Below are 13,069 nucleotides of genomic sequence, written 5' to 3' on the forward strand. Positions count from 1 at the left end.
CTCGGCGGGTGCTTTTCTCCCCGCCCGCCTCTCCGCCCGCCCCGGGTTGCGTTTGTTGGCGCGTGTCCGGCGCCCCGCCCCCCGGCCCCGGGGGGGGCCGGGCGGGCCCGCCCCCCCACCGCTGCGTCCACTGTGGAGGGTCAGGCCGTCACCGGGCCGGCAACAGCGGCAGGAGCTCCTGGTGGCGCCCGGCGCGGCGCAGCACGGGCGAGCCCAGTCCGTCCGGTTCCCGGGCACCGGCCCGCAGCGCGGCCAGGAACCGCACGACCACGGGTGGCGGCGGCAGGATGTCCTCCCCGCCGAGGTAGGCCAGCACGATCATCTCCTCCCCGCACGCCGCCTCGACCGCGACCGCCCAGCCGTGCACCTCGTCCCAGAGCAGCGCCACGTCGCGCTCGGGGAACCGGTGCAGCCGCCAGTCCACCGCCACGTAGGCCGACACCGGGACGTCGACGTCGACGGTGCACGACTCGAGACCGAAGCCGAGCGCACGTGCCACCTCGCCCAGATACGCGCGCAACCCGCGCTGGAACCAGAATTCGAGATCGGTGTCGATCAGGCCGGACACCCGTTTCCTTTCGTCGCATTCGACAAGACCGGCGACGGCCGCCACATCATTGTCGTTCGCCACCGCGACGGCTGTCGCGCTTCGTGCGTAGACCGTACCGAGTTCGCCGACTTCGGCCCACCGCCGGATTTCCCCCTCGCGGACTGTGCAGCGACGCGACCGTCTGCACGTGCAACGATCCATTGTGGACGATCAAATCCCCAGGTGAAATCGTTTTCCCGCTATTTTCGTCAAACCGGCGCGAGCAGACGGCGGAATTCCGGGTCCGGAAGTTCAGCCGAACGCAGGAATCGGCACCCGGGTGCGCTCCAGGTCCGCGAAAAGATCTCCGCGGTCCTCGACGCGCGCCAGGACCTCGCCGGCGGTGAACCTCAGGTGCGTGACGTGCCGGCAGGCGCGGACCTCGTCCCACGTGACCGGGGCCGACACGGTCGGCTCGTCGCGCCCGCGCAGCGAGTACGGCGCCACGGTGGTCTTGAAGGGGTTGTTCTGGCTCCAGTCGATGAAGACCTTGCCCGGGCGCAGGTTCTTCGTCATCCGCGCCACGACGAGGTCCGGCGTCTCCGCGGCGAGCCGCTCGGCCAGCGCTTTCGCGTACCGCGACGGCTCACCGCCGTCCGTGGTCACGATGCCCGCGTACAGCTGCAGGCCCTTCGAGCCGCTGGTCTTCGCCACCGGGGTGAGCCCGTCTCCGGTGAGGACGTCGTGGAGCCGCTCGGCGACCCGGCAGCAGTCGACCACCGTCGCGCCGGGCCCCGGGTCGAGGTCGAACACGAGCCGGTCCGGGGTGCCGCGCTCGCCGCCGGGGCCGACGGTCCACTGGTGGACGTGCAGTTCCAGCGCGGCGAGGTTGGCCGCCCAGACGAGCTCGGGCAGGCCGTTGATCAGCGGGTACGAGACGAGCTCGGCGTCCTTGCCCCGGCCGCCGACGGCCAGGCGCGCGGTGCGGACCCACTCCGGGGCGTGCCGGGAGACGTCCTTCTCGAAGAACGAGCCACCGGCGACGCCGTCGGGGAACCGCACGAACGTCATCGCCCGGTCGCGGATGTGCGGCAGCAGCACCGGCGCGATCCGCGTGTAGTAGTCGAGCACCTCGCCCTTGGTGAAGCCGTGCCGCGGGTAGAGCACCTTCTCGAGGTTCGAAAGCGTCAGCTGCCGCTCGCCGACCCGCACCGTGATCCGGCTCCCCGCCACAGCCCCACGTTACCGCGGCAGGACGCGCCCGGAGAGCACCCGCTCGACGAACCGTTCCGCCACTTCGCGCAGCTTGGTGTTCTCCCGCTGCGATTGCTCCACCAGGAGGGCGAAGGCATCTTCGGCATCGACCTGGCGGATCGCCATCAGCATGCCCTTGGCCTGGTCGATGACCGCGCGAGACGTCAGCGCCGTCCGCAGGTGCTCGGCCGTCTCCCGGGCCCGCAAGTACCGGTGGTACACGCGGAGAATCGCTTCCACCGCGGTCGTGTAGAGCTCCAGCAACTGCGCTTCGACCTCCTCGAAGCCGTCGTCCTGCCGTCCGTAGCAGTTGATCGCGCCGGAGAAGTGGTCGTCGGCCACCAGGGGCGCGGCGAGGAAGCTCCCGAAGCCCGCCTCCCGTGCCCCGCGGGCGAAGTCCGGCCAGCGCTCGAGCGCGTCGGACACCGTGGTGCGGACGATCTTGCCGCTGCGCATCGCCTCGAGGCAGGGGCCGTCGCCGATCCGGTACTGCTCGCCGTCGAGGTCGCCCACCACGCCGCTCGTCGCGGTCGCCGTGTGCGGCACTTCCCCGGTCACCAGCGTCACCGACGCTTCGTCGACTCCCGGGACGGCGTGTCCCACCTGCAGGCACACGTGCCGCACCAGGACCCGGAAGTCGTCCTCGTCCTCATGCAGGACCGCGGTGAGGGCTTCGAGCGCCCCGGTGACCTCGTCGAACAGCGGCGAAGCCGTGGCGGTGGGGTTCGGTTGCTGCATGTCTGCTCCTCCGCTCGCGCGCGAAAACCCCCGGGTACCCATTTCCCCGCGGGCCATGTCCACCGCACGGTCCGTTCACCCGGTGTTCAGCAAGAGCGGAAAGCTGGGCGCCGGAACCCGTTGAGGCGAAGGGGTTCCCTCCCCCGGCCCCCCGGCTCAGGGCGCGTTCCCGGCGGCCGGTTCGGCGCCGCCGGTTGCGACGCGGGCGGCGAGGCCGTCGAGGAGCCGGTCGAGGCCCCAGCGGAACCGGCCGGCCGCGACGTCGGAATCCTCCGGTGGTGCGGCGGCTTCGAACGCGACCGCACCGAGGATGTGCACGTTGACCAGGTAGGACGCCTCGGCGGCGTCCGACGGCCCCAGACCGGCGTCGACCAGGACGGCCAGCAGCGTTTCGCGGACGGCCTGCGTGTGGGGCCCGTCCGGGGGGTGGCCGAGCATGAGGTGCACCGACCCGGGATGAGCCAGCAACTCCGCCCGCAGTTCGAGAGCGAGCGCCCGGACGCGGTCCCGCCACGGCTGCGACGCATCGGCGAACCGGTCGTGGTCGACGCGGCCGAGCAGGTGCTCCGCCAGTCCTCGCACCACCGCGGCCTTGTCCGGGAAATACGTGTACACCGCGTTCGGCGCGACACCGACCCGGGCCGCGATCCCCCGGACCGTGACCGCGTCCGCACCGCGTTCGGCGAGCAGGCCGAGGGCCGCGTCGAGGATGGCTTGCTCACTCAGCGTCCGCCGGCGGCCCCTTTTGTCCACTTCTCCTCCCGTATGGCCGTATCGGAAGGCCTCTGTACAGCGTACAGTTTTTGTACATCGTACAGATTCGAGGCCATGACATGAGCGGAACCGTTCCTCCGCAACCCCGCAATCCCGCCACGCCGGACCGGTCCTACCCGGTCCACGTGCGGGCCGTGCTCGACACCCCCGTCTCACGCGGGCTTTGGCTGGTGAAGTGGCTCCTGCTCGTCCCGCACGTACTGGTGCTCATCGCCCTGTGGACCGCGTTCTGGGTACTCGGCGTCGTCGCGTTCTTCGCCATCCTGATCACCGCCCGGTACCCGCGGAAGATCTTCGACTTCAACGTGGGGGTCCTGCGCTGGAGCTGGCGGGTGGCCTACTACGGCTACGGCGCCCTCGGCACCGACCGCTACCCGCCGTTCACCCTCCGCGAAGCACCCGGCTACCCCGCCACCCTCACCGTCGAATACCCCGAGCAGCTCTCGCGCGGGCTCGTCCTGGTCAAGTGGTGGCTGCTGGCCATTCCCCACTACCTCGTCCTCGCGATCCTGCTCGGCGGCGGGACCGGCGCCGCGTTCGGCCTCGGCGACCGCAGCTGGGCCTGGGGCGGCAGCCTCGTCGGCCTGCTCGTCCTCATCGCGGCGATCACCCTGACGTTCACCGGCCGCTACCCCCGCCCGCTGTTCGACTTCATCGTCGGCATCCAGCGCTGGGGCCTGCGCGTCGCCGCCTACGCCGCGCTCATGACCGACCGCTACCCGCCGTTCCGCCTCGACACCGGCGGCGACGAACCCGGCGACCCCCCACCCGTGATCCCCACCGAGACACCGGTGCCCGCGAGCCACGCGAGTCCGTGACAACGGCGGGACACCGCCCGAACCGGAGGCCGTCGACGGGCCGGACATCGGATCCACCCGTCGCCGGCGCCCGGGGCGGGCTATCCTCGGTATGTCGCCCCAGACCCCGGCGGTGCCACACAACGTGGCCGAACCGGTCGGAGGGCTACGATGATCACCACGTCACCAGGGGCACGGGTCTGCCCCCGCGCCGCCGAAACGCCGCGCCGGTCCCGGGCGACCGAGGCGCGCACGTGACCACCGACAGCGGTCTGCGCCTGGTGCTGAAGTACCGGGCGGAGTCGACCGTGGCGACCTTGACCGGAACCTTGACGCCGGCCAATTGCCCCGAGCTGCGCGACACCGTGCTCAAGGTGGCCACCGACTCGCCGGAGAGCCTCATCGCCGACATCCGGGGCCTCGACATCGACGACGACACCGCGATGACCGTGTTCCCGGTCATCGCCGGGCGGATCGGCCAGTGGCCGGGAATACCGTTCGCCGTGGTGACCGACCGCGCCGACCACCTGGCCCGGCTGGCGGACCAGCACACGGTCCGGTTCGTCCCGGTGCACGCCGACGTCGCCGCGGCCGAGCGAGCATGGGACCGCCCGGCCCGCCGGCGCGCGGTGCAGCTGCTGGCCGCCTCCCCCGGCTCCTCCGCGGTCAGCCGGGCGTTCGTCCAGCGGGTCTGCGCGGCGTGGAAGGTGCCCGAGCACATCGACGACGCTCTCACGATCGCGACCGAGCTGGTGGAGAACGCGGTCCTGCACACGACGTCGAACCCGCGGCTGCGGCTGGAGCTGCGCCGCGGCGTCTTCACCGTCGCGGTGGCCGACGACGACCCGCGGCCCGCCGTGCTGCGCGAACGGCCGCACCACCGTCAGCACGGGCTCGGGCTCATCCTGGTCGCCCAGACCGCGCGGCGCTGGGGGTGCAGCCGGTCCTTGGCCGGGGGCAAGGTCGTCTGGGCCGTGCTGGCGCGGCGCGGCCGGCCGGCCCTCGACCTCGGCCGGTAGCACGGCACGTCTCCGGAAGGTCCCGCTCCACCGCCGGCACGCGTGGTGTTCGACCGGTGGCGGGACGGCGACGGCCGCACCGGCAGGCCGGCCGGAACTCACCGCACTCATTCACCTGGCGCTGCCGGTCCGCGTGCTCCCTCCGTCGCCGGGTGGCCGCCGGGGCCGCGTCCGGGCAGCTCGACGACCACCGCGGGGATCCGGTCATCGTCGTCCGCGGTTTCCGTGGGCGCGGGTTCGCCCGGCGGGCGAGCCACGACGATGTCGTTCGCCCGCACCAGCTTCACCGGCGTGCCCGGAGCCGCACGGAAGGGCCGGACCGGCACCCAGGTGGTACCGGTGTGCTCGTCACGGAGTTCGGGGCCCGCGATCGTCCCGATCCGTTCCTGCGCCGCGCGCGGTCCCGCCCAGCCGGGAGCGGTCCGCTCCCGGCGACCGCGGTACCGGACCTGCCAACCCCGCGGGTAGCCGTCGTGCCCGGCCGACCAGGCACGATCCGTGCCGGATCCGGTGCCCTCGGCCGTGCCCATGGCACCACCCCGCTCCTTCGAAGGTCGGGCGCCGCGGTCCCGGGGCGCGCACCCACCGTAAGCCCGGCCGGGACGCAAAGTCGTCAGCCAGGTGGGTGGTCTCTGCCCGAGCGTCCTGTGTGGACACCGGTCAGCCGGCCGCAGACCCGTCGTCCGGTGGCCGGCGGGGCTCGATGCCGATGACGTCCCGGTCCGCGACCCAGACGGTGGGGCCGTCGCCGAGCGAGGCGAGCGGGATCGATTCGAGGCCGGTGCGGGCGTCCCGCACGGGCGGCCCGAGGACCACCCCGGCCGCGTAGCCGCCGAACGGCGGGCCGGGCGTCCGTCGGTGCCGGTAGGTGAGGACCCAGCCGACCGGGTACTCGTCGTACAGATCGTCCAGCGCCGAATCCACAGCACACCCCCGGCTCGGTCGGTGATCGACGATGTTCAGCCGGGGTCCGGGGCCTGTTCCCACCGTACGCGGGAGTTTCGGCGCGCCGACAGCTCCGGCCGGGTGGTCCGGGCCCGAGGCAGCGCCAGGCGGAAGATCTTCCGGACGACCGAACCGAGCTGGCGGGACAGCGAACCCGTGTTGTACGGCAGGTTGTGCCGCTCGCAGATCTCGCGCACTTCCGCGGCGATCTACGGATAGCGGCGCGAAGGCAGGTCCGGGAACAGGTGGTGCTCGATCTGGTGGCTGAGATTTCCCGCCAACAGGTGGAACAACGGGCTCCCGGTGATGTTCGCCGAGCCGAGCATCTGCCGCAGGTACCACTTCCCGCGGGTCTCGTCTTCGCTGTCCTGCTCGGCGAACACCTCGGCGCCGTCGGGAAAGTGCCCGCAGAAGATGATCGCGAACGCCCAGAGGTTGCGGATCCCCACTCGAAGGTCCGCGAGTTCAGCGCCGGATCCTTCATCCAGTCGTACTGGCCGTGCATGACGTTGTGGCCGATCTCCATGTTGTCGAGGACCTTCGACAACGCCAGCGCGGCGAGCCCGCCGAACCAGGCGGGCGGGAACCAGCCGGCGAACAGCAGCACCCGGCCCGACACCTCGCACTGCCAGATCGCCCAGCCTAAAGTCCGCCGGGGCGCGAAGGAGCCAGCCAAGCGGGTGATCCCGGGGACCTTCCGCACCGTTTCACCCCACGCCGCGCACCGGGAGGACTACGCTGCAGCGTACGACGGGTGACGCCGCGTCGACCGCCGGCGCTGCTCGCAAGCAGCCGATGCCGGCGGAGGACCGATGACCACTGCGACAGCCCGGGAACCGGGTCGCCCACGCCCGTCCCCGCCTCGATGAAGCGCGCCACGGCACCCCCCATCGAGGAGACCGGCTTCGAGCTCACCGCCGAACAGCGCTACCACGGCGCCCGCATGGTGGCCTCGGCCGCGAACGACGCCGAGGACTGCGCGTTGCTGCTCGCCGTTCTCGGACTCGAACCCGCTGACGGCATCGCGGCCCCACCACCGCGATCCACGCGACCGGCCGGGTAGGCACCGGAAGCTGCCGGCGTCGGGCCACCGGAATCATCCACATCGGACGGATGCCGGGGCCGCACATTCGTCAGGAGTCCTGTTCGGACTGTCCCGTCAGGACGATTCGACGGGGTTTCAGTGCGGCTGTTGCCGGTCTTTCTGGTCCTCCTCGGCCCACGCGGCCTCGGCCTGCGACTGGATGTCGGTGAGGCCGCGGTCGACCTGCACGATGTCCTTGCCGACCCAGCCGGCGAAGTTCTTGGAGCTCTTGGCGTCGGAGAGGGCTTTCAGCATCGGGTAGTAGTCCGGCTTGTTGTTCTTCAGCCAGTCGTCGACCCACTTCATCTTCCCGTAGCTGTCCCCGAACTTGGTCTTCAGCCAGTCTTCGTGCTTCTTGATCGTCGAGATGTCGTGGTCGCTCAGGTGCGATTTCGGCGGCGGCTTGGGTGCGGGCGGCGGATCCGCGGGCTTCGGCAGCGGCCGCGAGAAGTTGGGCGTGGTGCCGTCACCCCCGGGGTGGGCGCTGGGCGTGGCGCCCCCGGTGCCGGGCGGGCCGTCGTGGGTGACCGCGGTGCCCGGCGGGGGCAGCGGCCGCGAGAAGTTCGGGGTCGTGCCGTCGCCCGGGGGCCGGGTGCTGGGCGTCGCACCTCCGGTGGTGGGCGGGCCGTTGTGGGTGAGCGCGGTACCCGGCGGCGGCACGGGCGTCATTTCGTGGCCCGCGTTCGCGGCCCCCGGCTTCGGCTTGACCAGCTTCGACAGCTGGGTGAGCCGCGCCGTGGTGCGGCCGGCATAGGCGACGACCTTGGCGAGCTTGGCCAGCATCGCCGCCACCTGCACCGAGACCGTCACGACGCACTTGGTCACCCCGACCGCGATCGACGCGCCGAAGGTGAACGCGGCCATCGCTAGGGCGATCAGCATCGTGGCGATGATGTCGCCGAGGATCGTCGTGATGATGTCGCGCAGCAACGTGCGGACCGCGGCGATCAGCGCCCCGGTGGTCTCGACCAGGTAGCCCGCGACGTCCGACGCCTTGGCGTTCGAGTCGATCCAGCCCTTCCGGTCGTCGATCGACTTGACGAAGCTGTCGTGGCCCTTGCCCTGCCACTGGGTGATCGTCGACTTGAGCGTGTCGTCGAGCTCGGTCCCGGTGTTGCGCAGCGACTCGCCGATCTTGTGCAGCTCGTTGGCGAGCTTCGTGACCTCGGCATGGTTGCCCGCGACCTGGTCCAGCGGCCACTTCAGGAACGAGACGTGCTCGATCAGCCAGCCCAGGCCCGCGGCGATCAGCTTGGCCAGCGGGTCCATGACGAACGCGACGGTGTCGAGCGCGGCGCTGATGATGTTGATGCCCAGCTCCACGCTGACGGCCGCGAGATCGCCGCCGTGTTCGGTCCGGACCTTGCCGATCGAGTCGCCCACCTGCTTCCAGCTGTCGAAGACGCCGGCCCCGGTCGTGGAGTTCGATGCGGTGAGGGGAACGGTCACTTGCCCAGCTCCGTCTCGAAGGTGCTCAAGCTCCGGGCGGTGTCGGAGTCGTGGGAGGTGTACACCTCGGCAGCCTTCTTCACGTCGGTGGCGGACTTGGCGAGGTCACCGGCCAGCTTGGTGATCTCCCCCGTGATCACGGCCATCGTGACCCGCGAGGGCACGGCGAGCACCTGCGCGAGCAGGACGCCGAACGCGGCGTTGCCGAACCCGTTGGCGGCTTGCATCCGGTTCGCGGCGTCCTGCACCGCCGGTTGCGTGGATCCCGACAGGAACTGGCTGAACTTCTGCAGCTCGGCCGGGTCGACCGAGAAACCTGCTCCGGAAGCCACTGATTTTCCTTCCTGCTACCAGGGGTTGCTCTCGCCGGCGTCCTCTTCCGGCTCGGGCCGGGGACGGCGACGCGGCTGACCACGCTGGGGCTGCGGTGGGCTCGGCGGCCGGTGCTGCGGTGGCGAGGGCGGTCCCTCCCCGGCTTCCGGCCGCGGCGTGAACGGGCCGCCGTCGTCCGGGTGCGCTTCCTCGCCCCGTTCGGGTGCCGGCAGGAACTCCTCCAGCAGTTCGCGGGCGGCCGAGTTCTCGCCGACCATGCCGCCGAACGCGTCGGCGACCTCGGCCGAGACTTTCTGCTGCGCACGGCCGATCAGCTGCATCACCAGGCGGGACAGGGCTTGCGGGGGGCGCTCGTAGGCGCGGGGGCCGAACCGGAGGTCCTGCAGGATTCCGCTCGGGCCGACGGTCACCGAGACCGCGCCGTCCGGCGCCTGCACGGTGGCGACGGCGGATCGCAGTTTTTCTTCGGCTTCGGCGGCTTTCGCCCGGATTTCCTCGAGTTCGACGGTGAACGCGGCCAGCGGGTCGCCGGCGGGCACTGACTGGGTCAATTTGTCCTCGTCGCCAGAAAGTTCGTGACGTGCGAAGTCAATCAGCACCGCCTTAACTCCGGATGACGCGAACAGAGCGGGCGGCTGAACGCGACCCGGCTCGTCGTCAGGCCTGCGGCGCACCGACCGCGTCGAAAGCGCGGGTTTCGCGCAACTGACGCCGCGAGCTGATCCCCAGCTTGCCGAAGACCTTGCGCAGGTGCCATTCGACGGTGCGCGGGCTGAGGAAGAGCCGGGTGCCGATTTCGGGGTTGGACAGTCCTTCGCGGGCGAGCCGCGCGATCTGGAACTCCTGGGCGGTCAGCTCTTCGGTGGTCCCACCGGTGCGTTTGCGCGCGGTCTCGCCGGTGGCCAGCAGCTCGCGGCGCGCGCGGTCGGCGAAGGCTTCGAGGCCCATCACGGAGGCCATGGCGTGCGCGGGGCGCAGGTGCTCCCGGGCTTCGACACGGCGGCCCTCGCGCCGGAGCCACTCGCCGAACAGCAGGTGGCCCCGGGCCAGCTCCACCCGCAACGGCGTCCCGGCGAGCAGCGCGATCGAGTCGGCGTAGCACTCGCCGGGGGTGTCGCCGGCCAATGCTCGCACGCGGGCTTCGAGCGCCCGCGTCCACGCCGTCGGGGTCGCCCGGGCGCGTTCGGAGATCCGGTTCAGCGCCACGGCGACGAGCTCGTCGTCCCCGGTTCGCGACGCGGCCTCCGCCAGTTCGGCGGTGGCCAGCGCCTGGTGGCCGACGGTGTCGTGTTCGAACACACGGTAAGCGGCGTCACGGGCGACGTCGTGCCGGCCGAGGCCGTTGCCGAGCACAGCGTTCGCGTAGTCGGCGAAGCGCGCGACCCGGCCTTGACCTCGTTCGGCCGCCTCCGCCGCCGCGGCCGCGATGACCGCGGTGGCTTCGGCTTCCCGGCCGCGCAGGGCGGCGAGGAGGATCGCGCTGTAGCCGACCGGCCGGCCGCCGGTGAGGCCGGCGAGCAGGCGGTCCTCTTCGACGAGCGCCTGGGCCGCGGTCAGGTCTCCGGCCAGCAACTCGTGGTTGGCGAGGAAGTTGAGGCCGAACTGCAGCTGGACGAGCGCGCCGGTGTCGCGGGCCAGCCGGACCTGCCGTTCGGCGAACGCGCGCCCGGTGGCGTAGTCGAGCACCTCGGTCGCGAGGGTTCCGCCGGCCCGGTTGCCCAGCAGCCACAGCACGCGCCCGGGGTTTTCGCCGCCGGTGTCCAGCGCGCGGACGGCGTCGATCGCCTCGATCAGCAGCGGGGCCGCGGCCGGGTAGCCGTCGGTGAGCCGGGTGGCGAATGCGTCGAGGACGAGGTCGACGGCGCTCGGCGGCACCTGGGCCGGGGGCGCCGCACGCGCTCGCTTCGCGGCTTCGACGACACCGGATCCCGCCCACACGGCGGCGCCGAGCGCCTCCAGGTACGTCTCGCGGGCCTGGTCACCGTCGAGGCGCCCGGCCGCGCGCAGGAGCAGTTCCGCCGCGTCGCGGCCGCGCCGCTGGTCGAACGCGATCTGGCCGCGTAGCCGTTCGACCTCCGCGTCCCGCGCGGCGTCCGGTGGCCCGGCCTCGGCCGCGCCCAGCAGGCCCAGCGCCGCCTCGAGCGCGCCCGCGCCGCGTTTCGCCCGGGCCGCCGCGAGCTCGCGGCGGGCGCGCAGCGCCGGATCGGGGGTGAGCGCGGCCGCCTGTTCGAGCAACGCGGCGGCGGCGACGAGACCCCCGCGCGCCTGGGCCCGGCCCGCGGAGCGCTCCAGCTCGGCCGCGACCTCCTCGTCCGGAGCCACGGTCGCCTGCGCGCGGTGCCACGCGCGCCGATCCGGATCGGCGCCGGCGTCGGTCACCTCGGCCAGCACCCGGTGCACCTCCCGCCGCTCCCCGGCGGACGCCGACCGGTACACCGCCGACCGCACCAACGGGTGCCGGAAGCGGATCCGGGACCCGAAGCCGATCAGCCCGGTCGCCTCGGCCGCGGCGGCCGGGTCGGCCCCCAGCCCCAGCTCACCGGCCGCGCGCCAGAGCAGCGTCGCGTCACCCAGCGGCTCCGCGGCCGCGATCAGCAGCAACCGCCGGGTGTCCGACGGCAGCGGGGCCAGCTGCTGCAGGAAGCACCGCTCGAGCCGGCCGGCCAGCGCGTCACCGTCCGGCGGGAGCAGCCCGTCGGCCTGCTCGGCCGCGGTCCACCACCGGGGCAGCTCGACCAGCGCGAGGGGGTTGCCGTGCGTTTCGGCGACGATCCGGTCGCGCACCCGGACGTCCAGCGGGCCCTTGAGCACCGTGTCCAGCAAAGCGACGGCGGCCGCTTCGCCGAGGCCGCGGACGGTCAGCTCCGGCAGTCCGGCCACGTCGAGCTGCTCCGCGGGTTCCCGCACCGCGACGACCAGGGCGATCGGCTCGGCCAGCAGCCGCCGCGCGACGAACGCCAGCGTCTGCGCCGACACCCGGTCGAGCCACTGCGCGTCGTCGACCAGGCACACCAGGGGCCGGTCCTCGGCGACCTCGGCGAGCAGGGTCAGCACCGCCAGCCCGACCAGGAACCGGTCCGGCGGCGCACCCGCGGTCACGCCGAACGCGGTGCCGAGCGCGGTCCGCTGCGGGACCGGCAGGTGCTCGAGCCGGTCGAGGAAGGGAGCGCACAGCTGCTGCAGGCCGGCGTAGGGCAGCTCGCGTTCCGACTCGACGCCGGCCGCCCGCGCGACCCGGCTGCCGGCCGCCCGCGCCGCGACGTGGTCCAGGAGCGCGGTCTTGCCGATCCCCGCCTCGCCCCGCAGCACCAGCACCCCGCTCCGGCCCGCCCGCGCCGCGGCGAGCACGCCGTCGAGCGCGGCGAGCTCGTCGCCGCGGCCCACCAGCTCCGGCTCCCGACCCGACATGATCCGCAACCCTAGCGCGGTCCCGGGGCCCGGGGATCGCGCGGACCAGGGTGTCTCACGGGGGCGAACGAGCCGCCGGCGGACGACTGTGGTGGTGAGCGGCACCGAGTCTGTTACCGATCCGGCCGCCACGCAGGAGAGGAATTCCGATCATGGACATGAAGCTCGAGGTCGTGGTCCTGCCCGTCACCGACGTCGACCGGACCAAGCACTTCTACAAGGCCCTCGGCTGGCGCGAGGACGCCGACATCGTGTTCGCCACCTCCCGGGTCGTGCAGCTGACGCCGCCGGGTTCGCCGACGTCGGTCCACTTCGGCACCGGCATCACCGACGCCGCCCCCGGCTCGGTCCGCGGCACCTACCTCGTCGTCGACGACATCGAGGCGGCCCGTGCGGAGCTCGCCGGGAACGGCGTCGCCGTCAGCGAGGTGTTCCACCGCGACGAAACGGGCGCGTTCGCTCCCGGTGTGCACCCGGACCGGGGCACGTACTCGTCGTTCGCCTCCTTCAGCGACCCCGACGGCAACACCTGGCTGCTGCAGGAGATCACCACCCGGTTCCCCGGCCGGGTCGACGGCGTGACGTACCGCTCGGCGGCCGAGCTGGAGCGGGCGCTGCGCGACGCGGCCGCCGCGCACGGCGAGCACGAGAAGGAGACCGGGCAGTACGACGAGGAATGGCCGAACTGGTACGCCCAGTACATGGCGCAGCACCCGAACTCCTGATCCCCCTTCCGACC

At 72.5% G+C, this 13,069-nt stretch carries 13 protein-coding genes and 2 pseudogenes; 4 read left to right on the plus strand and 11 right to left on the minus strand.

The genetic code is table 11. The features are described 5' to 3' along the window. Nucleotides 1–148: 148 nt before the first annotated feature. From AB0M80_RS36225 to AB0M80_RS36240, 4 genes are all read right to left on the minus strand, one after another. The gene (locus tag AB0M80_RS36225) at nucleotides 149–568 is read right to left on the minus strand and encodes a DUF6292 family protein (protein WP_364573968.1); all 420 of its coding nucleotides are present in this window, start codon (nucleotides 566–568) and stop codon (nucleotides 149–151) included. Between the two features lie 273 nt (nucleotides 569–841). Beyond that, on the minus strand, nucleotides 842–1,762 hold the full coding sequence (gene ligD / locus AB0M80_RS36230; protein WP_364573970.1) for a non-homologous end-joining DNA ligase: 921 nt from the start codon (nucleotides 1,760–1,762) through the stop codon (nucleotides 842–844). Between the two features lie 9 nt (nucleotides 1,763–1,771). Then, on the minus strand, nucleotides 1,772–2,521 hold the full coding sequence (locus AB0M80_RS36235; protein ID WP_364573972.1) for a GAF and ANTAR domain-containing protein: 750 nt from the start codon (nucleotides 2,519–2,521) through the stop codon (nucleotides 1,772–1,774). A gap of 156 nt (nucleotides 2,522–2,677) precedes the next feature. Next, complete coding sequence (locus AB0M80_RS36240) at nucleotides 2,678–3,274, minus strand: TetR/AcrR family transcriptional regulator (RefSeq protein ID WP_364573974.1); 597 nt, start codon at nucleotides 3,272–3,274, stop codon at nucleotides 2,678–2,680. Nucleotides 3,275–3,354: 80 nt separating this feature from the next. On the opposite strand from AB0M80_RS36240, the pseudogene AB0M80_RS36245 reads away from it, so the two are divergent. After that, nucleotides 3,355–4,053 (plus strand): annotated as a pseudogene (locus AB0M80_RS36245) (DUF4389 domain-containing protein); the annotation flags it as partial. A gap of 293 nt (nucleotides 4,054–4,346) precedes the next feature. Beyond that, the gene (locus AB0M80_RS36250; RefSeq protein WP_364573976.1) at nucleotides 4,347–5,111 is read left to right on the plus strand and encodes an ATP-binding protein; all 765 of its coding nucleotides are present in this window, start codon (nucleotides 4,347–4,349) and stop codon (nucleotides 5,109–5,111) included. Nucleotides 5,112–5,218: 107 nt separating this feature from the next. Here AB0M80_RS36250 and AB0M80_RS36255 read toward each other — a convergent pair whose 3' ends face one another. From AB0M80_RS36255 to AB0M80_RS36265, 3 genes and pseudogenes are all read right to left on the minus strand, one after another. After that, complete coding sequence (locus AB0M80_RS36255) at nucleotides 5,219–5,641, minus strand: hypothetical protein (RefSeq protein WP_364573978.1); 423 nt, start codon at nucleotides 5,639–5,641, stop codon at nucleotides 5,219–5,221. Nucleotides 5,642–5,771: 130 nt separating this feature from the next. Next, on the minus strand, nucleotides 5,772–6,035 hold the full coding sequence (locus AB0M80_RS36260) for a hypothetical protein (RefSeq protein WP_364573980.1): 264 nt from the start codon (nucleotides 6,033–6,035) through the stop codon (nucleotides 5,772–5,774). Between the two features lie 35 nt (nucleotides 6,036–6,070). Beyond that, a pseudogene (locus AB0M80_RS36265) lies at nucleotides 6,071–6,732 on the minus strand (fatty acid desaturase). A 189-nt stretch (nucleotides 6,733–6,921) separates the two neighbouring features. On the opposite strand from AB0M80_RS36265, the gene AB0M80_RS36270 reads away from it, so the two are divergent. Next, nucleotides 6,922–7,119, plus strand: a complete 198-nt coding sequence (locus AB0M80_RS36270) for a hypothetical protein (RefSeq protein WP_364573982.1) — start codon at nucleotides 6,922–6,924, stop codon at nucleotides 7,117–7,119. Between the two features lie 117 nt (nucleotides 7,120–7,236). Here the strand turns inward: AB0M80_RS36270 and AB0M80_RS36275 are convergent, their stop codons facing one another. From AB0M80_RS36275 to AB0M80_RS36290, 4 genes are all read right to left on the minus strand, one after another. Then, nucleotides 7,237–8,589, minus strand: a complete 1,353-nt coding sequence (locus AB0M80_RS36275) for a hypothetical protein (protein WP_364573984.1) — start codon at nucleotides 8,587–8,589, stop codon at nucleotides 7,237–7,239. Then, the gene (locus AB0M80_RS36280) at nucleotides 8,586–8,921 is read right to left on the minus strand and encodes a hypothetical protein (RefSeq protein WP_364573986.1); all 336 of its coding nucleotides are present in this window, start codon (nucleotides 8,919–8,921) and stop codon (nucleotides 8,586–8,588) included. The genes AB0M80_RS36275 and AB0M80_RS36280 overlap by 4 nt, the downstream gene beginning before the upstream one ends. 15 nt (nucleotides 8,922–8,936) lie before the next feature. Beyond that, nucleotides 8,937–9,473, minus strand: a complete 537-nt coding sequence (locus AB0M80_RS36285) for a YbaB/EbfC family nucleoid-associated protein (protein ID WP_364573988.1) — start codon at nucleotides 9,471–9,473, stop codon at nucleotides 8,937–8,939. Between the two features lie 106 nt (nucleotides 9,474–9,579). Further along, nucleotides 9,580–12,330: an AAA family ATPase gene (locus tag AB0M80_RS36290; protein ID WP_364573990.1), complete on the minus strand. Its 2,751-nt coding sequence runs from the start codon at nucleotides 12,328–12,330 to the stop codon at nucleotides 9,580–9,582. Nucleotides 12,331–12,482: 152 nt separating this feature from the next. Here AB0M80_RS36290 and AB0M80_RS36295 point away from each other — a divergent pair, with 152 nt between their 5' ends. Then, nucleotides 12,483–13,055, plus strand: coding sequence for a VOC family protein (locus AB0M80_RS36295; RefSeq protein WP_364573992.1), 573 nt, complete (start codon nucleotides 12,483–12,485; stop codon nucleotides 13,053–13,055). Nucleotides 13,056–13,069: the final 14 nt, after the last annotated feature.

It is taken from the genome of Amycolatopsis sp. NPDC051045, assembly GCF_040682955.1.
Lineage (GTDB): Bacteria > Actinomycetota > Actinomycetes > Mycobacteriales > Pseudonocardiaceae > Amycolatopsis.

Excerpts from the sequence above, each read along its gene's own strand:
- AB0M80_RS36255 (WP_364573978.1), bottom strand. The coding sequence starts at position 5,641 with ATGGGCACGGCCGAGGGCACCGGATCCGGCACGGATCGTGCCTGGTCG.
- AB0M80_RS36270 (WP_364573982.1), top strand. The coding sequence starts at position 6,922 with ATGAAGCGCGCCACGGCACCCCCCATCGAGGAGACCGGCTTCGAGCTC.
- AB0M80_RS36295 (WP_364573992.1), top strand. The coding sequence starts at position 12,483 with ATGGACATGAAGCTCGAGGTCGTGGTCCTGCCCGTCACCGACGTCGAC.
- AB0M80_RS36290 (WP_364573990.1), bottom strand. The coding sequence starts at position 12,330 with ATGTCGGGTCGGGAGCCGGAGCTGGTGGGCCGCGGCGACGAGCTCGCC.
- AB0M80_RS36235 (WP_364573972.1), bottom strand. The coding sequence starts at position 2,521 with ATGCAGCAACCGAACCCCACCGCCACGGCTTCGCCGCTGTTCGACGAG.